Here is a 20,317-nt window from a genome sequence, read left to right on the forward strand (position 1 = left end):
ATTATATTTCCTCCAATTTTTTCAAAATATTATTTGTGGTTGATATTAGGCACATAAGCTGATATTTAAGCTTATATTTTGCTGTATCAGATGCAATTTTAAAATCTGAAACTTTTAATACTCTTTCGATAGAACTGTTCCATGAGGGAATCGTCAACGTAAGACTTGCAATTTCCGCATCTGGATCAAATTGTGGCAGATTGCGTATAGATGGAATAGAAACGGAAGATTCTTTCTTTAATATCGGTTTGGCGTAATTATTCCACAGTAATTCCCTTTTCATATCATGATAACTGAGATGTTCTATCTTTTCGGCAAGAAGGTAGTTATTTAGACTTAAAAGCTGCTCTTTTGATAATCCTGAAAGTTCAATAATATTAGCTTGGGAAATCCAAAGCTGACCAGAACGAACTCGTTTGACAAGATCCGGAACTTTTTCATCAATTATATCTAGTGCACTACTGTAAGCAGAATATTTGTAAACGGTAGCCATTGCTACATTACATTCTTCGGATATTTTTTTTGCTGCGATGCTTGCACCGGAAATATGAGATTTATTCGTAGATGAAAGTTGTCTTGAAACTAAAATTTTTTCAGCATCATATTTTTTCCCAATCAGGTATTTTTTATTGATATTGGTTAAATCCTCTCGTTTAAGTTGGTCAGTACATATCCATGAAATTACATCTTCTTTACTGGAAAAATGGAGTCTTTTTATTCGGAAAGGAATACTGTGTTTACGAAATAATTCATATGCTTCTATACCATTAATGACAATACCATTCCATGTGCAGATGGGGGTGTGATAGGAATGACATAATATCTGTTGCTCAAGTTGTTTATAATCTTTTTCACTGAGATATTGATACAAATTGGTGAATTCTAGTTTTGTTTTTAATGTATATATACTATAATTGCGCATACTCATCTCCCATTATTTCTGATTTGAATTCTGTTTGTGGCAGTTTTGTGATGATGTTATCCATGGAAAATAGAGCTATTTTCTTATCTGGGTAAATATTGCCTTCTAAACGAAAAATGTTAAATTTCTCCCAAGAAAGGTTAAGCTGGGAAAGTGAATATAGTAATTCTCGGCTGTACAATTCATAACTGTTACCATTGATGACAAAATAATCCTTAACTTTATGTGCCAATTTATCCTCTGCACAACTAGCCTTTATACCTATCATTTTTTGATCAGGATTAACAAGAAGTTGAATATATTCTGGGTTACCAATTTGACGGAGTGTATTGCGGTGGATTCGTATACGATTCTTTTTAAAGTCAATACATATTAGTGGATGGGAAGAGTGTTTGTTGTTCATAGGATTTTTCCTCACTTTCTGCTGTTGATGGTTCTTTTGCTTTTTCTATGGATTTATCAGTTGCCTTCTTCTTTTCTTGTATGTCAAATACTGCGTAGCCTTCAAATATATTGACTTGCATTGATTTCTGATGTTCTTCCACTGGAATACCGAATTGATTCTTCCATTCTTCAGGATAAGAAGGTGTCCTAGCAGTGGTTACAGTTCCATTGTCTTTTAGTGTACGAGGAAATATTTCAGGTGAAGTTAAATCGAAAATGAACAGTATTTCATTGCCAGAACGAATTAATTTGCCGAGAATCTTGTACCGATAATTAGGATTCCAATCCATGAGAGATATCACTTTAGCAAAGAAAATTCGACAGGTGATTTGTTTTGGCGAACGCTTTTTTCCAGAGGAACACCAACGAAAAGAGTCTTTTTCTTCTTCTCGACAGGGACGGACAGCCAGTTTTTTTTCAATGGGATTGACTAATATTTGCACATATTCGACATCGGGTAGCTTTTTTATGCAGGCGGTATTTACAGATACCTTGTAGTTATTAAACGTAAACGAAGGTTCGTAAATATGAGCGAAGAATTCGCCACGTACAACTTGATAACCGTCATAGCTGAAAGAATCATCATCAATGACTTCCATTTGATTTGAGGGGCTGGGTGCGACTGTTATTGGCATAGGTGTGTTGATTTTCATCATATCAGAAGGTTCTGTAGTCATATTCCATTGATTTATAGGTTGCTCGCTCATTGGGTGTCTCCTTTAATTTCTGTAATAATATTCTTTATATTTTGTATAATGGTTTCTTTGGGAGTGGTTTGTAGCTCGGGTTCTTTATAAGGTTTACTTTCTGAAGCAGTTTGCCAGTTTTTGTCCACTGTAAATTCTGTTAATTCTGGCGCTTGAGACTGAGTATAGTAATTATTACCGAAGCTATTCATCCAGTCGGCAGGATAAGCTAACACACTCTTAGAATCAGATATTGTATCAGGCGTGTTGTTATTGGGGGCGGATACGTCGTTGGTACTTGTCGGGATTCGTATTTCTGTATCGTCCATGTTGAAAATAAGGACATTTTCATTGTCTTTTTGGTGGGCAACTCCTAATATTCTATATTTGCATTTTTTGTCCCACTTAAATATCTCGTATAATGTTGGCAAAAATGCAGCACCGGAAATTGGTTTTGGAATAAGTTGACCATCTTTGAGACGTGACCACTGCACTTTATTTTTTGTTTCAGAGGAACATGGTCGAATAGCAAGTAGTTTTGAGCTCGGGTGTATTAGCATTTCGACAAATTTTATGTTTGGAAATTTCCGTATAGCATCTTTGTTAAAAGAGATCTGTTTATATGAAAAAGAAACAGAAATCCGACCAACCGAGGAGAAAAATTGTCCTCTAGCAACTTCATAGTCTCTTAAATCGAAGGAACCGGCGGAAGCAGTAATTGTATCAGGTGCATTCATATTTGCCGGTTTAAGGACGCTTTGAGATGCTTCAAAGTAGTCTCTGGATTTAAATCCAGACCATCTTGGATTAATGCTTATAAATCCACTTAGAGAGCCTTCTTGTATCACATGTAATTCTGGTAAAATCTCTTTATTTCCATATTTCGCATTTGTAATTAATTTTTGAACAGCTATGAAATCATCTCGGGAGATAATAGCTTCATGATGTCCGACTTTTCTGTATTGATTACGGTCTTGATTGTTTTTCCTTGATTTATGGTCAAGATAATTCGGAGTCCATGTTTTTCTCGCCAGAACATCCCCACAATGGCGTTCATTTTGAAGGATTTGTAGTATGGTACTGGATGACCAGACATCATTATTCTTTTTTGTTTTACAACCGAGTTCTGTCAAAGAATCAGCAATTTGTTGAGTACTGCTTCCATTAAGATACATAAAAAAAATAAGCTGCACAATTTTAGCTTCATGTGGATTGATTACAAGATCTCCATTTTCGTCTTGGTCATATCCGAGCAGAGGAGGTGTAAGGAATATTCCCCGACGAAAACGCATTTCAATGGAAGAATTCATAATTTCACTTTTGGTATGACTTTCTTCCTGCGCAAGTGTTGACATGAATGACAGAATCATTTCGCTTTTGGGATCAAGAGTATTTAAATGCTCTGTTTCAAAAAATACACCGACGGGTGGACGGAGTGAAGAAAGCTCTCGTACATATCGGATACAGTCAACAACGTTTCTTGCAAATCGGGATACACTTTTTGTTATGATTAAATCAATTTTTCCGCCTTCACAATCTTCAATCATTTTTTTGAATGCATCTCTATGTTGAAGCGAAGTGCCGGAAATGCCTTCGTCGGCATATATTTCTACAAGCATCCAATTCGGATTTTTATTTACTACATCCTGATAATGATTTTTCTGTAATTCATATGAGGATGTTTGGCGTGGATCATCCGTAGATACCCTTGCATATACAGCTACTCGTAGTTTTTTTTCTGTTTTAAAAATATCCTCTGGTGGAAGTGCCGGAATTACTTCCAGTTCTTCTGGATCAATACCTTTGTATCTTTGCCGGATTCTGGCTTTCTGTTCATCAATATTACTGCTTCGTTCTTCACTTTCTTTCATCAATAGCGACATCCTTTATAGTTGATATAACTATCATAGAATTTTTGGATTGAAAAAGACATAAACCATCGGTTAAGTGATTAACGGATGGTTTATGTAGAAATAGATATTTGATTGTTATTGAATGATTTAATAATCATTCGGGTTATCAGCATCGTAATTGTGTTTTGAGGATAGATGCCAATCATTGATTCGTAAAATGTTTTTTATGGCTGAAAGAACCTCGAATATGTAACGTTTTTCAGTGCTGGTACAATCTGCCATTAATAAATCAATGTCAGTTTGATATTCCGTAGGATTGTATAACAAGTTCCCATAGAGTAATTCATCAATAGTAATTTCAAGTGCGTTGCTAATTTTGATTAAAGATTCTAAACTGGGTTTACGCTTGGCATTTTCAATATAGCTTATATAAACAGTAGAAAGATCAGCAATTTCAGCCAGCTCCTCGGCAGATAATCCTCGTTGTTTGCGGGTTTCTCTTATACGTTTGCCTATAAGTGCATAATTTATTTCCATGTCCTCACCTCCTTTCCATCACAACTTGACTTTCTTGTGTTGTAGATAGAAAAAATGGTGAGCTATACAACAGCAATTGGTTGTATAAAGAGAAGTATATCATATGTATATAGCAAAAAGAAGATTGTCGATTGATGGGAGAAAAAGGCGATAAGTTGTAATTGAACAACAGCGAAAAAAGGGTTATCATTTATGTATTAAAAATTATGTCTGGGAGGAAAATACATGGCAGATAAAGAGGAAATCAAAACACTGGAGGAATTAGAGGAAAAAGGAAGAGTACTGCGGGAGTACAAAGAAAAATTCCGGCAGATGTGCCAAGAGAATAAAATGATAAAGGGTTCGACAGTGCTGAAACTATATGATAAAATTGAAGAAATACAAAGAGAATATGAGCATTTAGATAATAAGCTGACATTAATGGAATACAACTTTATATAGTTCTATTTTTTTTGTTTTAATACTACTGTTTCCCTTAGTAAATACTTGTAAGATACATCTCTAATAATTTTGCGGATTTCTAGTTACAATTAAGGTAACTACTATCGGAAAGAGGTGTATTTACTTGCGTACAGAGGATTATATTGCGGACAATATTATAGCTTTATGTAAAAAACGTGATATGAGTAAATATCGGCTGTCACAATTGACTGGTATATCTCAATCTTCGATTGGAAAAATTATTGCTAAAGAAAGTTTACCAACTATGCCTACTGTAGAAAAGATATGTGATGCACTGGGAGTAACAATGGCACAATTCTTTGCCGGAATGGATGTTCCAGTAAGCTTATCAGAATCACAACAAGAGGTTCTGAATATTTGGAATAATCTTGATGAAAAAGAACAGAATGTAGTGATACAAATGCTCCGGGGACTTCAAAAATAAAGGAAACAGTTGTAACGAAAATGTTGACTGTTTCTTTTTTTATGGAGTTGGGAGATTATGGTGATTGAAAAGAAATATTATGATATTGCACAGCATGAATTGGAAGAAATGCAAAGAGAAATTAATGAAGAAAAAGCGCAAATGTCAGAAGAAGAGATACTAGAGGATAAAAAATGGCATGATGAACAATTGGAAACAATTATTAAAAAGGCAGAAGCTCATATGCGTCGTTTTAAGAAAGTTCCAGATCCTCAAAAAGTAGTGAAATTCACTTTTTTACAAAAAGATGCATTGGAAATTGCACGAAATATGCAGATGAATATAAAAACTGAGCGTAAAGAAGATGATTTATGGGGGACGATAGAAATGTCATTTAATAATATGTGGTTTTTAGATTCGGCTCCTAGTGAATGGAAAGATATTTGGAATAACTTGCTGAAAGAAGCTCAGAGAGTGTATATAGAAGCAAAAGATAACATGATCATGTATCAATATTATTATGATTTGGCGGTAGAAGTTCCTTGTGTGCAGACACAATATAAATAATGATATATGAATGCTGTTCTGTAATAATTTTATGATATACTGTGGATATGATATGTAAAAATAGTCGGAGAAAGATTTGTGAATGCACGATTATTTAGGAGGAAAAAAGCATGACAGATGCAGAACAAAGAGAGGCTGCCCGTCAATTTGTAAACCGATGGATGGGAAAAGGGAAAGAAGATGAAGATGGACGTTCTTATTGGATTGATTTATTGACGAATGTTTTGGGAATGGATAATGTGACAGAACGTTTGAACTTTGAAAAGAAAGTTGTAATTGATGGAAATACAAAACGTATTGATGTGTATATTCCTGAAACACGAGTAATTATTGAACAGAAGAGTCTTGGAAAAGCATTGGATCAGAAAATCAGGAATTCAGGAGATGTTGATCTTACTCCATTTGAACAGGCAGACAGATATAATGGAAAGCTGACTTTTGATGAAAGAGCTCGGTGGATTGTTACGTCAAATTTTGCTGAAATTTGGATTTATGATATGAACCAGAAACAGCCAGAACCGACAAAGATTGCTTTAGATGAATTACAAAGCAAATATCCATTGTTGGACTTCTTGGTGAAAAAGGAAGTAAAGACAATATCGCATGAAATGGAAGTATCAATAAAAGCAGGAGGTATTGTTGGGCTTATTTATGATGCGTTTTTAAAACAATATCGTATACCAGATATTAAGGAAAAGGATGAAACACTTGAGCAGAGAGAAAAAAGAGAGCATAAACTAAAGAGCCTGAATGCTTTATGTGTGCGAATTGTTTTTTGCTTGTATGCAGAAGATGCTGGTATTTTTGGAAAGAGAAATATGTTCCATGATTATTTGGAAACATATGAAGTAAAGGATTGCCGGAGAGCTATAATAGAATTATTTAAGATATTGGATACACCTGTATCAGAGCGAGACGAGTATTTAGAGGAAGAACTTGCTCAGTTCCCGTATGTAAATGGTGGGTTATTTGCTGATGAAACTATTGAGATACCACCTTTTACAGAGAAAATTAAAGAATTACTTCTTACAAAAGCGTCAGAAGATTTTGACTGGAGTGATATTTCTCCAACTATATTTGGAGCGGTATTTGAATCTACATTAAATCCTGAGACCAGACGTTCAGGAGGAATGCATTATACATCTATTGAAAATATTCATAAAGTTATTAGTCCTCTTTTTTTGGAAGATTTGCAGAAGGAATTTGATAGTATTAGAGCAATTCAAGTGAAGCGTACCAGAGATAAAAAATTGGAAGAATTCCAAAATAAATTGGCATCACTTACATTTTTTGATCCTGCGTGTGGTTCCGGAAATTTCCTTACAGAAACATACCTGTCGCTTCGTCGTTTGGAGAATGAGGTGATAAAGGAAAAAGTTGGCGGACAAATGACATTGGTAGAGGTAAATAATCCAATTAGAGTTTCTATTCAGCAATTTTATGGAATAGAGATTAACGATTTTGCAGTTACAGTTGCGAAAACGGCTTTATGGATTGCAGAATCTCAAATGTTGGAAGAAACGAAAAATATTGTGTATGGATTTAATGACGATTTTCTTCCTTTAAAGACATATGTAAATATTACAGAAGGAAATGCATTAAGAATTGATTGGAATGATGTAATTCCTGCAGAAAAATTATCGTTTATAATGGGAAATCCGCCATTTGTAGGAGCACGTTGGATGGCGTCGGAGCAGAAGGAAGATGTTGAGAAGATATTTGAAGGATGGAAGAGTATAGGAAATCTTGATTATGTTAGTTGCTGGTATAAAAAAGCGGCTGACTATATGGGAAATTATAATATCAGAGCAGCATTGGTATCAACTAATTCAATTACACAGGGAGAAAGTGTTTCGATTCTCTGGAAACCGCTTTTTGAATCAGGTGTACACATTGATTTTGCATACAGAACATTTATATGGGATAGTGAAGCGTCAATAAAAGCGCATGTTCATTGTGTAATTGTTGGCTTTAGCAGAGCTGTAAATAATAAGCAGAAAATAATTTATTCAGGTGAGAACGCAATTCCGGCGAATAATATTAATGGATATTTGCTTGATGCAGAAAATATATTCATTGAAAAAAGAATGAAACCATTGTGTAATGTTCCTGAAATAGCATTAGGTGGGCAAGCAATTGATGGTGGATTTTTAATATTGACGGAAGAGGAAAAGGAAGAGTTTTTGGAAAAAGAACCACAGGCTTCTCCGTTTTTTAGACATTATATGATGGGAAAAGATTTTATTGATCGAAAGCCGAGATATTGTATTTGGCTTGTTGGAGCTGATCCTGGATTATTAAAAAAATGTCCGATGATATTAGAACGAGTGAATAAAGTACGTGAATTTAGACTTAGTAGTACAAGAGCGAACACAAAAAAAGCGGCTGAGAATCCAACTTTATTTGCATCAATACTTGAACATAAAAATCAATATATTGCGATTCCCAAAGTTTCTTCTCAGAATCGTAGATATATTCCAATGGATTATTTAGATGGTGAAATTATTCCGGGAGACAAATTATTCACTATGCCCAATGCATCATTTTATGAATTTGGTGTATTGATGTCGAATGTTCACATGGCATGGATGCGAGCAGTGTGTGGAAGATTAAAAAGTGATTATAGTTATTCAAACACAATAGTGTATAACAATTTTCCGTGGCCTGTAGTAACGGAGAAGAATCGGGAACAAATTGAAAAATCGGCACAGGAAATTTTGAAAGCAAGAACATTATATCCTAGTAGTAATCTTGCGGCTTTATATGATCCTTTAACAATGCCAGCCGAGTTACGACGAGCACATACTGCAAATGATAAAGCTGTTATGGCTGCGTATGGCTTTAGTACAAAAATGACGGAAGCAGATTGTGTGGGAGAGTTGATGAAATTATACCAGAAAATGCAATGATAAAAGTTTATAGAGCTGTTTTTTGCTCAAAGTAAAATATTTGAAAACATAGAATATTCCAAATCCATAAAAGATGAATGAAAACCAATATGGGAATTTTACATGTGTTACAAAATTTGTAAAATTTTCATATTGGTTTTTTTGTAATCTGTAAAAATTATAAATTTGGATATCGAGTAAGGTTTCGGATTTTTGATTTTTATGTATTTTTCAATTTTGGATATGGCTCCGAAATTGGCAATTTTGCGGAAGTGTATCCACACTTCCTGTCCTTGCTATTTTTTAATCACATGGTGATTTCACAGGGATATAGGGCTGTTTAGCCTATTTTTTCTCCCTGTGCTGTGACCGAAGAAATTCGAGGAACCAATTATATATTTATGCTGAATGTGAGGAACTGGGGAGCACAATCCTCAGCAAGATTCCAACATCCGAAAAATGCCGTATTGCTAAAATAGCGATATGGTATTACCGGGGTGGATCTTGCTCTAATGTGTACAGTAACCTCGGCATAAATAGAAAGAATGGGTTTGGGGAATCCCCAGCAAGATAAAAACCTGATGAAAGAACATTTGTCGGAAAGACAATATTGTTAAACACAGGTGGATCTTGCTCTGGGGTAAGAAAGAAGTATCTTTATATTATCAAAATGATATTTGGAGTTTATGTTGTTGGAAAGTCGTAAGCAGGAAGAGAACTTCAAGTTGTTGGTGCAAATATAATGAATAGAAGTGTCCGGTACATTTTTGGTGATGGGTATTTTGGTGGAATTTTGAATCTGCAGCCGATTCTGCCTGCCGGACAATGTTTTTAGATATCTGTAAACGTCACGGACTGGAACTTGATGAAGAACCATCGTATGATGGAAGAAAGTATTTGGAAACACGATAGAAGCAAACGCTGTACTTATCGTCTTGTCTGGCAGGGAAGATTATTAGGCATTAACCAGAGAGATATCGGCAGAGAAAACAGAAGTGATAGACAATGATATTTGTTAGATATGCTTCTTGTCGTTGGCTGTATCATATTAAAACGCTTTTTACGTTAAAAAAGTGCTGTGATCACAAGGCTTTTTTCAAGCAAAAATGAAAAGGCTATATATAGGTAGCCTGTGAAACTGGAAGTGCCCATTTTGGGCCTGATTTAAAGAATAATGTTCTGACAGAGACCAATGGAATGACTCTCTGCTGGGGCTCAAAAAGAAAGGAAAAATGATTATGGAAAAAATGATGAATACAAAAACAGAGGGTAACACATTTACAAAGAAAATCGGGCAGACAGTCTATGTTGTCCGTTATCATTTCAATGAAAATGCAAAGGAAACAATGCAGGAGAAGATTAACCGGATGCTGGTTACAGAAGCAAGTCGACAGGCAGTATATTAAAATTAGGTGGATGTAATTGAAGAAAAAATATGATATCATGTGAGTAACAAGTCGGTATTTATAAAGGAGAATATTGATGAAATTATTTTTATGTTCGCACTTTTCAAGTGTAGGAAGTCTGATAAAGGAAGAAATTGAAAATAAGAAAGTCGCATTTATTCCAACAGCTTCACTGCGTGAAGGCTACACCGGTTATGTCGGCTCGGCTCGAAAATTATTCAAAAAGTTGGGAGCGATCGTAACTGAAATTGATATTTCAACGGAGGCTTATTCAACGATACAGTCTGTTTTTGAAGAAGCAGATGTGATATATTTTACCGGCGGAAATTCTTTCTTATGGACCAGCTCCGTAAAACGGGAACTGATGGACTGCTGAAAAAGGAATTGGCAAATGGAAAATTGATGATCGGCGAGTCGGCAGGCGCAATTATATGCGCTCCAAGCATCCAATATATCGAGCAAATGGATGAAAAGCCGGAGGACTACTCACAAGAAGATGATGCAGGGATTGATTTGATTGATTTCTATGTTCTTCCGCATTATCTTACAGCATCATTTAAGAAAGTTACCGAGAAAATAATGACTGAGTTTTCGGATTTGAATCTATGCCCTATTAACAACCATCAGGGAATTGTAATTGATGGTGAAGGTTCAAAGGTTATTTGCAAAGACTAATTTGAAAAATCCTTTTTTTGAAACTGGAAAATCGGAAGCTGAGGAGATAGACTATTGAGAACATATGAGAATAAAGACGAGCTTAAAAACGAGATAAATAAAAGCTTTGCAAAGTATATTTCAGAATTTAATGATATTCCGGAGCATTTAAAAGATAAGAGAATTGATGAGGTCGATCGAACTCCGGCAGAAAATCTTGCTTATCAGGTTGGCTGGACAACTCTTGTTATTAAATGGGAATCAGACGAAAGAAAGGGTATTCCTGTCAAAACTCCTTCGGATAATTTTAAGTGGAATCAGCTTGGCGAATTATATCAATGGTTCACAGATACATATGCTCAGCTGTCACTGCAAGAATTGAAAGACAGATTGAATGAGAATATCAACTCTATTTATGCAATGATTGATTCTCTGAGTGATGAAGAATTATTTAAACCACATATGAGAAAATGGGCTGACGAAGCAACTAAAACAGCTGTCTGGGAAGTATACAAATTCATACATGTTAATACAGTTGCTCCGTTCGGAACCTTTAGAACCAAGATTAGAAAATGGAAAAAGATTGCACTATAACTTCCAGTTGTGCGCCCAGCTAAGGGTGTGTAGTCAAGCCGGTGGGAATCCGGTTTATCCAAGGTTTAGCCAACCAGATAATAGCGAGTCTTGGGATGATGTCGGTAACGGCATTTGACAAGCGTAGACAGCAAGAAAGCAGGGTTGAATAGTGATTGAGCTTCGAAACGTTAACTTCAGTCGGTCGACGTCTTAACTGGTGCGGAAGACAATATCATGTAATACGATATGGCGAGTATTATGTGGCACTGCGGAGTCAGAGAACCAATCATGTTTTACATCGTGAATACACATCAACTGGGGAGAATCTGCCGTTTCTCGAAAAAGAGTATGAAGTCACAACTGAAAACGGAGGATTTCAAATGAATGGCAGGTAGTCGGACAATCTCATAGTACTGTAGAAATCGGGTAATGCCGATGGAGGGAAGGGGATTGCATAGTAAAGGTCTTACTGAGGACACATTATCCGTACTCAGGGACGGAGGAAATAATGGAAACGAAATTAGTAAGAATAGCTGAAATATCAGCAACAACAAAACATCCTATATTTACATCAGTGTACCATTTGATAAATGAAGATATGTTAAAGCAATGTCATAAGGAATTAGATGGGAGCAAAGCAGTCGGAATCGACAAGGTAACCAAAGATGAGTATGGGAAGAACCTTGACAGAAATATCAAGGATTTAGTACAAAGGCTGAAAAACAAATCCTTTAAGCCACTTCCATCGCTGAGGGTATACATTCCTAAAGCAAATGGAAAGAAAAGACCATTAGGGATAGCTTCTTATGAAGATAAGATTGTACAAATGGCAGTGAAGAAAATATTGGGTGCTATTTATGAGCCAAGATTCCTAAACTGTATGTATGGATTCAGACCGAACAGAGGTTGTCACGAAGCGATAAAAGAGATATATCAACGGATAAGTTATGGGAAAATCAGCTATATCGTAGATGCTGACATCAAAGGGTTCTTTGACCATATCGACCATGAGTGGATGATGAAGTTTCTCGAATGGAACATACAGGATAAGAACTTACTGTGGCTGATACGTAAATATCTTAAAGCAGGAATAATGGAACAAGGTAAATTTGAACCAACAGAGGAAGGTTCGGCACAAGGCTCAGTAATGAGTCCGATGCTTGCGAATATATACATGCATCATGTGCTGACGCTGTGGTTCAAACTTGTAGTGAAGAAGGAAATGCAGGGAGAGTGTTTTCTTGTCAACTTTGCGGATGATTTTGTTGCAGGATTTCAATATAAGTCAGAAGCTGAAAGATACTATAAAGAGTTAAAAGAACGAATGGAAAAGTTTGGTCTGGAACTTGAGAGTAGTAAAAGCAGACTGATTGAATTTGGAAGATTTGCAGAGCAGAATCGCAGGGCAAGAGGAGAACATAAACCGGAAACATTTGACTTTTTGGGATTTACTTTCTACTGTAGCAAAAACCGAAAAGGAGGTTTCGTACCAAAAGTACAGACTTCAAGAAAGAAGTTTGAGCAAAAGGTCAGAGCCTATAAGAATTGGATTTATGATAATCGGAATCGACCGATGCGAGAGATAATCAAGGAATTAAATGTGAAGCTAATCGGACACTATCGGTACTATGGTGTTACATGGAATTTCCGAAAGATAACAACATTTTTGCATAGAGTTCAGCAGTTTCTGTTTAAAGCTATGAATCGGAGAGGTTGTAGACGGGCATACACATGGAATGGATTTGTGGAAATGCTCAAGTATTATCCATTAGCAAAGCCTAAAACGTACTATTGCTTATATTAAAGTGAATGTTACTATGAGGAGCCGTATGCGGGAAAGCCGCACGTACGGATCTGTGAGGGGCTAAGATTGAGAGGTCTTAGTCTACTCGACTGTAGAATTCAAAAATTTAATATGAAATGTGAGATAGAGCGTATGGAAATAATCTATACGTTCTATTTTTTTGCCTTTTTTGAAAAAGTGATTAAAAAACTATTGACATTTTGTTACTGGTAGAAGCAGATGGTTATAAAAAGCTTTTGGTAACTATGAGTGCAAAAACAGATAGCTGCGAAAATTTATTATGAGCTAATAGCAAAATTTGATATTTTGTGATATTGAGGGTATGGGGAATCGTAATCTCCATTAAGTTCGTCAGAGAATCATAATCCAGAAATGGGATTTTGAGTTACTCTAGGCGATACTTGCTTTAGAAAATGATTTGCCATAATGAGTTAGAATATGGGAGGAGGAAGCGTTAAAAAAAGAGAGAGCCATAAGCAACTCTCTCTGTGATAAAATCAAAAAGTTATAGTATCAGTGATTCGGTAAGATTACAAAAATCCTTAACAGGAATATTTTCTTTAAGTGGTAAAGCTGTCTCTAAAAAGGTTTCGTCTGCAAATCTTTCGAGTTCAGAATCAAAATGTATAATTGAAGCATTTGTATTTAATTGATATGGCGGAATTGTAACAAAATAATCATAATCTTCGTAAGAAGGAGTGGCGCAAGAAACTTTGATTTTTCCGCCCAATTTCAATTTTGCAAATTCTCCATAAATGGCAGTTAAGGCTTTTTTTCTTTCTTCATCAGAAGTAATTCTATCTACATATCTAATATACCAATAATCTATATTTCCCTCTTTTAATTCAATTAAATAATCGTATGATCTGGGTGTTCCGGATTTTATTGTCCATTCAACTTTATGCAGACTTGTCATCATGGAAAGTCCACGCATTAAGGTAGAAAAAAATTTTTCATGCACCTGAACAGTAGAGAGATCCAGAGAAAATCCATTGTCTGCAATTATCTTTTTTCGTTCCCGTATTTTCTTAGAAGAATATCCCGTTGCATCATATAACTCTTGGATAAGTTCTGGATCATCAATGGCTTTTGCAATTTTATCAATAGTGCTTTTATATGGTCTTCCAGATCGGGCACCGTTGAGCATTCGTGAAATGGTTGCATTATTTAAGCCTGTTTGTTCAGATAATTCTTTTTGTGTTTTTTTCTGTAAAATGATTTGAAGTATATTGATGAATCTTTCCTGATCGTAAACGCTGTCAGGATTTATTAGTGTGCCTGAATTTGATATAAATTCGTTCATGCAAATCTCCTCTTGACTTCTTTGACTTTATATAAATTGACTTCTTGTATTTTATCTTATCAATTATATTCCTAAAAATCAATTTAAAACATAAAGAAATCAAAAAATGCTTTATTGAAATTCTTGTAAAAGTCAAAGAAATCAAAAACGTAATTGACATTTTGACTTCTTTGTGTATAATGTAGAATTAAGAAGTCAAAGAAGTCAAATAAATCAAAACGAAAGGAAGGAGGGCTGTGGATTGAAATATAGGGTTGTTTCGATTTTGAAAGACAATAGACCACGTTTTTTGATTATTTCTGATATTGAAGAAATTGAAATTCTTCCATCAAAGTATTTGAAGCATCTGGATCAGATTAATGCTTCTCCGAATACTGTAAAATCCGCAGCCTTCGCACTTTCATATTATTACAATTATCTGCAGGAGCAAACGATAGGATTGGATGAGATTACATTGCTATCCTATTCAGAGCAGAATAAACATTTTATTGATTTCTTGTATTGGGTTAAGAGTGGAAAGCATACTGAGCATAATACACAAACGAGCAATAAGACCTGCAATATGTATCTTGGTGCAGTTTTCAGATACTACCAGTTTTTGGCACTGGAAGATGTTTTGCCAATGCTTAAAGTCTTACGAGTAAAAAAAGTATCGTATTTTGACAGTATGGGAGTAAATCATCAAAATGCAGTGAATTCGTTTAAAGGTTTCTTCAAAGAAGAAGAACCTAATCTGGAAGAAATAACATCCGAAGAAATACAGGAGCTGATAAATGCCTGTACGAATGATAGAGATCGATTGCTGATAGCAATGATGGCAGAAACCGGTCTTAGATTAGGGGAAATTCTGGGAATCCATTATACCGAAGATATTGATTTTGAAAGAAGGACGGTTCGGGTAAGGTATCGTGAATCCAATACCAACTTGGCAAGAGCAAAAAATGCAGAATATAGAATGGCTTTGTTAAGTAATACAACTTTTGAGTTCTTGGTTAAGTACATTTCTGATAATCGAAAAAGTCTGATGAACTCGGAGTATCTATTTACAAAATTGACTGGAAAAAACAAAGGAGAGCCATTAGATGCGGATTCTGTGTATAGCATGTTGAAAAGACTATCCAAAAAAACGGATATCAATTCCCATCCGCATCAGTTCCGACACTATTTTGCGGAGGAAAGAAGAAAAGAAGGATGGGATTTGAATGACATTCGTTTTGCCCTGGGGCATAAGAAAGTTGAAACTACCATTAAATACTTGGGTGAAAATAATGAACGATTGATAGAAGCAACAGATCAATACTACTCAAATAATGAAGATTTATACCCAATTGCAGATTTTCTGTAAAAGGAAGGAGGGATTACCTTGGCAGTATTAAAAATTGTTCCGAAGTTATATCAGGAAAAAATATCTGAAAAATTAAAGGAAGAAATATCTTTAGTTACGAATGGAGAAGCAAAATACTATAACCGGTTATATAAATTTTTTCAGTATACAGATATACAGTGTACTGCAGATATTAACTATGAAACGAGAAAAATGTATATGGAGTCTCTTGAAAAAGAGGATATTTCAGAAAAATATAAAGTGGAATTAATGAGCTTATTTGATCGTTTAAAAATAGAAAATATGCCGGATGTCTATTCACAAGGAAATCCTTTCTCTGTAGAACAGGAGTTTTTTAAGCAAGACAAATTGTTTTTGCTGTATGTCCCCAATAAGAAGAAAGCACAATCCTTCCGTCAGGTGGTCGATAAGAATGATTTGTTATGGGACTTAACGAGGATACATTCATCACAGTTGGTGCGACAGACAAAAATATTGCTGTGTGAAATTCTGAATATGGATAAGGTACAAAGACATCGAAGATATTTTTTAGAACCATTAAAAGCACTTGTACGGTTTTGCGATAAGTACGGAATAGATGATATTGAAGAAATGGAACAGGCAGATGAAAACAGATTTTATCTGTATTTAAACAAGGAGTCAGAAATTATAAAAAAACAGGCTTCTAAGATTGTTGAGTTTGCGAGAAGAACGTTATTTCTAACAGATTCAGAGATAAATTGGCAAGCATGTATCTGGTATATGGATAGGTTTCAGTTTGATAAATCAAGAATCAATGCCAGTTCACCTGTTAAAAGTCTTTCATTTATTAATATTTACGAAAAAGAAAATCGTTGGTATTTACAATTATACGCAAAATATTTAGTTGGGATATCTGATCTGTCTTTATCAAATATCCGAAATACAATAAGTTTTATTTCACAATTTTTAAAATATCTGGATGGACAGAGTAAGAAAGTAACTGAACTGGAGATACAAGATATAGCGGATTATGTATCTATTTTGGATGTGTCTGATATTAAATATTCCACGTTTAACCGATATATAACTCATATACATACATTTCTACAGTTTTTGAAAATGAAAAATATTGAAGTGTTGAAGTTTTATCCGGAACGATTTTTAAAAAAAGGTTTTCCAGAACACAACGAAAGAAGTGTTCCAGAAAAAACAATTGCTCATCTGATTAAGGAGTTGCCGGCATTCCCAGAGCATTTACAGTTGATGTATTTGATTTTGTTTTGCACAGGAATTAGGAAAAGCGAGGTTTGTACAATAAAATCGGGAGCCTTTTATTCACAAGGCAATGAGAATTGGATGCGCATATATCAAAGCAAAATGCGGAGGGAAAAAGTCATTCCTGTTCCGAGTTTATTGGTTGGACTGGTGAACGATTATGAAAAAAAGTACGGAATAAAAAATGGGGAGTATTTATTCAAAAATAAAAAAGGTGGTGCATTTAATGGACAGACATTTTCAAATCAGATGATTCGGGAGTGTAAGGCTCGTGGGATTGCCTGTGGAGATTATATCTTTAGAGCACACGATTACAGACATAACCTTGCAACTTCAATGTACGGAAATGGAGTTTCTATACAAGGGGTACGAGATTATCTGGGACATTCAAGTGAGAATATGACAAAACAGTACATTGATTTCATGCCGGAACGTATTGTATCGGCTGAAGATAAATATTTTTCAAGAAATCAGTCATTTAAATTGAAAGGAGTAGAAGATGATGAAAGGTAATATTAATTTGATTTCTTATGACTGTTATCAACAAGCTACAGAAAAACAGTTGGCTGGGCTGAAATGGAAGGAAAACAGGGTGTACTACATATCAGAGATTCGTAATGAAAAGATACAGGATGAGATTTATGGGTATATCGATGATAGATGTAGACGTTTATCATTATCAACAGCCGTAAATGATATTTACAGATTTGATCTGTTGAAAGAATTTCTGAATGAGAAGTGTACAAGCTGTAGCAGCATTACTGATAAAAAATGGGAAGAACTGGAGAGAAGCTATAAAGCATTTTTATATAAAAAAGGATTGGCGCTGTACGTTAGAAGAAATAGACCGGATAGGCGGAATGTTGAGCAACAAAATAGCGCTCAGGTTTCTTTTCTGAAAATGTATTATGAGTATGTTGTGAAGTGTAAAACAGCAGATATTCCAGAAAATGAAAAAGATGTATGGGATATGAGAAAGCTGGATATTGTGCCAAGGAGTAATCCGATTCGTGGAAGATATAGATTAGATTTTCGTGAGATTAGGCAGAGAGAATTTAAAGAGATAATAAAGAGAATATTGTATAGCCACTGCCAGACAAAAGCAATGGGTAGTATAAAAGGCGAATTGTGTGGATTCCGTCGGTTTGCTAGATTTATGTATGATCGGTTTCCAGAAGTAAAGCATTTTACAGAAATTAGCAGGGATATGATAGAAGATTATCTGGTTTATATAAAAACGGATACCGGTCTTACATCAGTCAGTTACACAACAGAACTGTCGGTTTTGGATAATCTGCTGGATGAAATTGGGCGGGAACTGGAAATAGAAAATTTATGCAATCTTTTTCTGTCCAGTGATTGCAGAGCATATGACAACGCTTTGCCAGAAGCGTATTCAGATGCAGAAATCAGGAGATTTAATAGTGCATTAACAAAATTAAAGCCCCAGTTAGGAAGATGTCTAATAATACATCAGATGCTCGGTACAAGAATAGAGGATACGTTGACTTTGCGAAGGGATTGCTTATCTGAGAAATCTGGGCATTATTTTATAACTATTCTCCAGCATAAAACAAGGAAATACAAAAGACCAGTCAGCGATCAGCTGGCAGAAGTGATTAGAAAAGCAATAGAAGTTTCAGAAAAGGACCATCCAGATTCAGAATATATTTTTCTGCAAGATAATGGGAAATTATATACAGATTCAATGCTGAAATATCATGTAAATATCATGATTTATGAAAATGATATCAGGGATGATAATGGAAATTATTTTGAGTTTCGTACACATCGTTTTAGACACACTTTTGGAGTAAAACTTACAGAAATGAAATTAGATGATGATAGCATTGCAAGGCTGTTGGGGCATAAGGATACACGAACCATACCACATTATCGGCGGTTAAGAAACGAAGCATTAGCGGAGGATACAAAGGCTGTACGAGATGAAATGAATGAATTATTAGCACAATACAGGAGGGAAAAGGAAAATGCAGAAACACGATAAAATGGTAGCACTGGCAAAAGAAAAAAGTGCGGAAATGACGGAAACAGCAATAACAGCTATTGAAACAATGTATAGAAAAAATATAAAAATTTCAGTTGCTGAACTTACAAAATTAACAGGACTTTCCAGAGGTTTTTTCTATAATAATCCGAATGTGAAACAGGTCATGATGGAATTGAAGGAAAAACAACAGGGAATGATATTGCGAAATCCTAAAAGCGATGCTATTGCAAAAGCACAGGAAGCACGGATTAAGAGTTTGGAACAGAAATTATCCGATAGTGTTCCGAAAAACGAATATGAGAATCTACAGAAAAAATATGAAGAATTACAAGTGAAATATAGTCAAATGAAAAAGGGAACACTGTTGAAGATGTACGACCAATTATAGGAAGAAAAGGAGAATATTTTATGCAGAACGAAATTTACGATGAGAAAAATGGACTTACTTATATGTTATGTGGTGATTATTATTTGCCGGAATTGGCACTTAAAGATATTGAACCAACATATGGGAAATATGGGATGCTTCGTAAAAGCTATTTACAGGAACACAGAAGGGCAAAATATCAAATATTGTTGTTACAAGGAAAACTTGTTGAGCATTTGAATCAGATTGATGCAGAAGCAAGGGATAGGGAAGAACAATTAGTAAAACAGATGATGGAGAAACAAGGAATTACAGAGAAATTAAAAAGACAGGACAACATGGAATGGACTAGGAGGATGAATACCATTTGTCATGATGCAGAAGAGATGATTTTGACGGAAATGATATACACGAAAGGATAATGAACTGTATTGGATAGCAAGAATTTTGCAGCCCGGATAGCAAAAAAGTGGAAGTCCGGATAGCAAAAAAATGGAAGTCCGGATGGCAGGATTCTTGCTGTCCGGAAAGATAAAAAAGTGAGGGATTAAAAATGTTGGTTAAGTACATAATAAAAGTGTTTTTGTGTTTGATTCTTGTAGTAATGACATTGATTTGCTGGTTATTAAAAATTCCTATGATGTTGGGAAATATTTTTCTTTACTTTTTATCAATTATATTTATTCTGACAGGTGTTTTGAGCTATGGATTTGCATTGGAATCTGCAAGAGAATGTGGTCGAATGATAATAATTGGGATGGCATTTGGTGCAATACCAGACTTTGTCCCATTTTTGGGAAAAAGTTTAGAGACATTGGTTGACAAACTGTTGGGTATGACAAATGAATGAGAA

Annotated in this window: 19 protein-coding genes and 1 pseudogene; 14 read left to right on the forward strand and 6 right to left on the reverse strand. The window is 35.1% G+C overall.

Annotation, left to right across the window (positions count from 1 at the left end; genetic code table 11):
• Window position 1: 1 nt before the first annotated feature.
• The 5 genes from MUB50_RS14530 to MUB50_RS14550 form a co-directional block, all read right to left on the reverse strand.
• Window positions 2-922, reverse strand: a complete 921-nt coding sequence (locus MUB50_RS14530) for a hypothetical protein (protein ID WP_117592863.1) — start codon at window positions 920-922, stop codon at window positions 2-4.
• On the reverse strand, window positions 909-1,325 hold the full coding sequence (locus MUB50_RS14535; RefSeq protein WP_044999283.1) for a hypothetical protein: 417 nt from the start codon (window positions 1,323-1,325) through the stop codon (window positions 909-911). Before MUB50_RS14535 ends, MUB50_RS14530 begins: the two co-directional genes overlap by 14 nt.
• Window positions 1,285-2,073, reverse strand: coding sequence for a hypothetical protein (locus tag MUB50_RS14540; RefSeq protein ID WP_055145192.1), 789 nt, complete (start codon window positions 2,071-2,073; stop codon window positions 1,285-1,287). Before MUB50_RS14540 ends, MUB50_RS14535 begins: the two co-directional genes overlap by 41 nt.
• Window positions 2,070-3,923 (reverse strand): recombinase family protein, encoded by a 1,854-nt coding sequence (locus tag MUB50_RS14545; RefSeq protein WP_244791396.1) that lies wholly within the window; start codon window positions 3,921-3,923, stop codon window positions 2,070-2,072. The genes MUB50_RS14540 and MUB50_RS14545 overlap by 4 nt, the downstream gene beginning before the upstream one ends.
• Before the next feature lie 129 nt (window positions 3,924-4,052).
• A complete protein-coding gene (locus MUB50_RS14550; protein WP_008374249.1) occupies window positions 4,053-4,442 on the reverse strand; it encodes a helix-turn-helix domain-containing protein in 390 nt (129 codons plus the stop codon).
• A 225-nt stretch (window positions 4,443-4,667) separates the two neighbouring features.
• Between MUB50_RS14550 and MUB50_RS14555 the strand changes: the two genes are divergently transcribed.
• The 8 genes and pseudogenes from MUB50_RS14555 (at window position 4,668) to ltrA (ending at window position 13,202) form a co-directional block, all read left to right on the forward strand.
• The gene (locus MUB50_RS14555) at window positions 4,668-4,883 is read left to right on the forward strand and encodes a hypothetical protein (protein WP_013976761.1); all 216 of its coding nucleotides are present in this window, start codon (window positions 4,668-4,670) and stop codon (window positions 4,881-4,883) included.
• A 124-nt stretch (window positions 4,884-5,007) separates the two neighbouring features.
• Window positions 5,008-5,328 carry a helix-turn-helix domain-containing protein gene (locus MUB50_RS14560; RefSeq protein ID WP_013976760.1) on the forward strand — a complete coding sequence of 107 codons (321 nt, stop codon included), beginning with the start codon at window positions 5,008-5,010 and terminating at the stop codon, window positions 5,326-5,328.
• 57 nt (window positions 5,329-5,385) lie between these two features.
• On the forward strand, window positions 5,386-5,874 hold the full coding sequence (locus MUB50_RS14565; protein ID WP_117649579.1) for a chemotaxis protein CheY: 489 nt from the start codon (window positions 5,386-5,388) through the stop codon (window positions 5,872-5,874).
• Between the two features lie 110 nt (window positions 5,875-5,984).
• Window positions 5,985-8,783, forward strand: coding sequence for a DNA methyltransferase (locus MUB50_RS14570; protein ID WP_117592868.1), 2,799 nt, complete (start codon window positions 5,985-5,987; stop codon window positions 8,781-8,783).
• A gap of 1,217 nt (window positions 8,784-10,000) precedes the next feature.
• Complete coding sequence (locus MUB50_RS14575; RefSeq protein WP_015513594.1) at window positions 10,001-10,168, forward strand: transposon-encoded TnpW family protein; 168 nt, start codon at window positions 10,001-10,003, stop codon at window positions 10,166-10,168.
• 76 nt (window positions 10,169-10,244) lie between these two features.
• Window positions 10,245-10,843: pseudogene (locus MUB50_RS14580) on the forward strand (Type 1 glutamine amidotransferase-like domain-containing protein).
• A gap of 54 nt (window positions 10,844-10,897) precedes the next feature.
• Window positions 10,898-11,416, forward strand: coding sequence for a ClbS/DfsB family four-helix bundle protein (locus tag MUB50_RS14585; protein ID WP_033126079.1), 519 nt, complete (start codon window positions 10,898-10,900; stop codon window positions 11,414-11,416).
• 490 nt (window positions 11,417-11,906) lie between these two features.
• Window positions 11,907-13,202, forward strand: coding sequence for a group II intron reverse transcriptase/maturase (gene ltrA, locus MUB50_RS14590; protein WP_173866989.1), 1,296 nt, complete (start codon window positions 11,907-11,909; stop codon window positions 13,200-13,202).
• A 505-nt stretch (window positions 13,203-13,707) separates the two neighbouring features.
• Here ltrA and MUB50_RS14595 read toward each other — a convergent pair.
• Window positions 13,708-14,505 (reverse strand): helix-turn-helix domain-containing protein, encoded by a 798-nt coding sequence (locus MUB50_RS14595; protein WP_117649577.1) that lies wholly within the window; start codon window positions 14,503-14,505, stop codon window positions 13,708-13,710.
• Between the two features lie 241 nt (window positions 14,506-14,746).
• On the opposite strand from MUB50_RS14595, the gene MUB50_RS14600 reads away from it, so the two are divergent.
• The 6 genes from MUB50_RS14600 to MUB50_RS14625 all read left to right on the forward strand — a co-directional run bounded on the left by MUB50_RS14600 (window position 14,747) and on the right by MUB50_RS14625 (window position 20,314).
• Window positions 14,747-15,850 (forward strand): tyrosine-type recombinase/integrase, encoded by a 1,104-nt coding sequence (locus MUB50_RS14600; protein ID WP_244791399.1) that lies wholly within the window; start codon window positions 14,747-14,749, stop codon window positions 15,848-15,850.
• Between the two features lie 18 nt (window positions 15,851-15,868).
• On the forward strand, window positions 15,869-17,599 hold the full coding sequence (locus MUB50_RS14605) for a tyrosine-type recombinase/integrase (RefSeq protein ID WP_121056313.1): 1,731 nt from the start codon (window positions 15,869-15,871) through the stop codon (window positions 17,597-17,599).
• Entirely contained in the window at window positions 17,586-19,094 is a 1,509-nt protein-coding gene (locus tag MUB50_RS14610) for a tyrosine-type recombinase/integrase (RefSeq protein ID WP_225877012.1), read from the forward strand. Before MUB50_RS14605 ends, MUB50_RS14610 begins: the two co-directional genes overlap by 14 nt.
• Window positions 19,078-19,485: a DUF6262 family protein gene (locus MUB50_RS14615; protein ID WP_117592877.1), complete on the forward strand. Its 408-nt coding sequence runs from the start codon at window positions 19,078-19,080 to the stop codon at window positions 19,483-19,485. The genes MUB50_RS14610 and MUB50_RS14615 overlap by 17 nt, the downstream gene beginning before the upstream one ends.
• Before the next feature lie 20 nt (window positions 19,486-19,505).
• Window positions 19,506-19,886 carry a TnpV protein gene (locus MUB50_RS14620; RefSeq protein WP_117592879.1) on the forward strand — a complete coding sequence of 127 codons (381 nt, stop codon included), beginning with the start codon at window positions 19,506-19,508 and terminating at the stop codon, window positions 19,884-19,886.
• 131 nt (window positions 19,887-20,017) lie between these two features.
• Window positions 20,018-20,314: a hypothetical protein gene (locus MUB50_RS14625; RefSeq protein WP_244791401.1), complete on the forward strand. Its 297-nt coding sequence runs from the start codon at window positions 20,018-20,020 to the stop codon at window positions 20,312-20,314.
• Window positions 20,315-20,317 lie beyond the last annotated feature (3 nt).

Origin of the sequence: Blautia sp. NSJ-140 (assembly GCF_022868965.1) — a bacterium.
Taxonomy (GTDB): domain Bacteria; phylum Bacillota; class Clostridia; order Lachnospirales; family Lachnospiraceae; genus Blautia_A.

Excerpts from the sequence above, each read along its gene's own strand:
- MUB50_RS14625 (WP_244791401.1), top strand. The coding sequence starts at position 20,018 with ATGTTGGTTAAGTACATAATAAAAGTGTTTTTGTGTTTGATTCTTGTA.
- MUB50_RS14540 (WP_055145192.1), bottom strand. The coding sequence starts at position 2,073 with ATGAGCGAGCAACCTATAAATCAATGGAATATGACTACAGAACCTTCT.
- MUB50_RS14610 (WP_225877012.1), top strand. The coding sequence starts at position 17,586 with ATGATGAAAGGTAATATTAATTTGATTTCTTATGACTGTTATCAACAA.
- MUB50_RS14615 (WP_117592877.1), top strand. The coding sequence starts at position 19,078 with ATGCAGAAACACGATAAAATGGTAGCACTGGCAAAAGAAAAAAGTGCG.
- MUB50_RS14620 (WP_117592879.1), top strand. The coding sequence starts at position 19,506 with ATGCAGAACGAAATTTACGATGAGAAAAATGGACTTACTTATATGTTA.
- MUB50_RS14530 (WP_117592863.1), bottom strand. The coding sequence starts at position 922 with ATGCGCAATTATAGTATATATACATTAAAAACAAAACTAGAATTCACC.
- MUB50_RS14570 (WP_117592868.1), top strand. The coding sequence starts at position 5,985 with ATGACAGATGCAGAACAAAGAGAGGCTGCCCGTCAATTTGTAAACCGA.
- MUB50_RS14535 (WP_044999283.1), bottom strand. The coding sequence starts at position 1,325 with ATGAACAACAAACACTCTTCCCATCCACTAATATGTATTGACTTTAAA.
- MUB50_RS14545 (WP_244791396.1), bottom strand. The coding sequence starts at position 3,923 with ATGAAAGAAAGTGAAGAACGAAGCAGTAATATTGATGAACAGAAAGCC.
- ltrA (WP_173866989.1), top strand. The coding sequence starts at position 11,907 with ATGGAAACGAAATTAGTAAGAATAGCTGAAATATCAGCAACAACAAAA.
- MUB50_RS14575 (WP_015513594.1), top strand. The coding sequence starts at position 10,001 with ATGGAAAAAATGATGAATACAAAAACAGAGGGTAACACATTTACAAAG.
- MUB50_RS14565 (WP_117649579.1), top strand. The coding sequence starts at position 5,386 with ATGGTGATTGAAAAGAAATATTATGATATTGCACAGCATGAATTGGAA.
- MUB50_RS14555 (WP_013976761.1), top strand. The coding sequence starts at position 4,668 with ATGGCAGATAAAGAGGAAATCAAAACACTGGAGGAATTAGAGGAAAAA.
- MUB50_RS14550 (WP_008374249.1), bottom strand. The coding sequence starts at position 4,442 with ATGGAAATAAATTATGCACTTATAGGCAAACGTATAAGAGAAACCCGC.
- MUB50_RS14595 (WP_117649577.1), bottom strand. The coding sequence starts at position 14,505 with ATGAACGAATTTATATCAAATTCAGGCACACTAATAAATCCTGACAGC.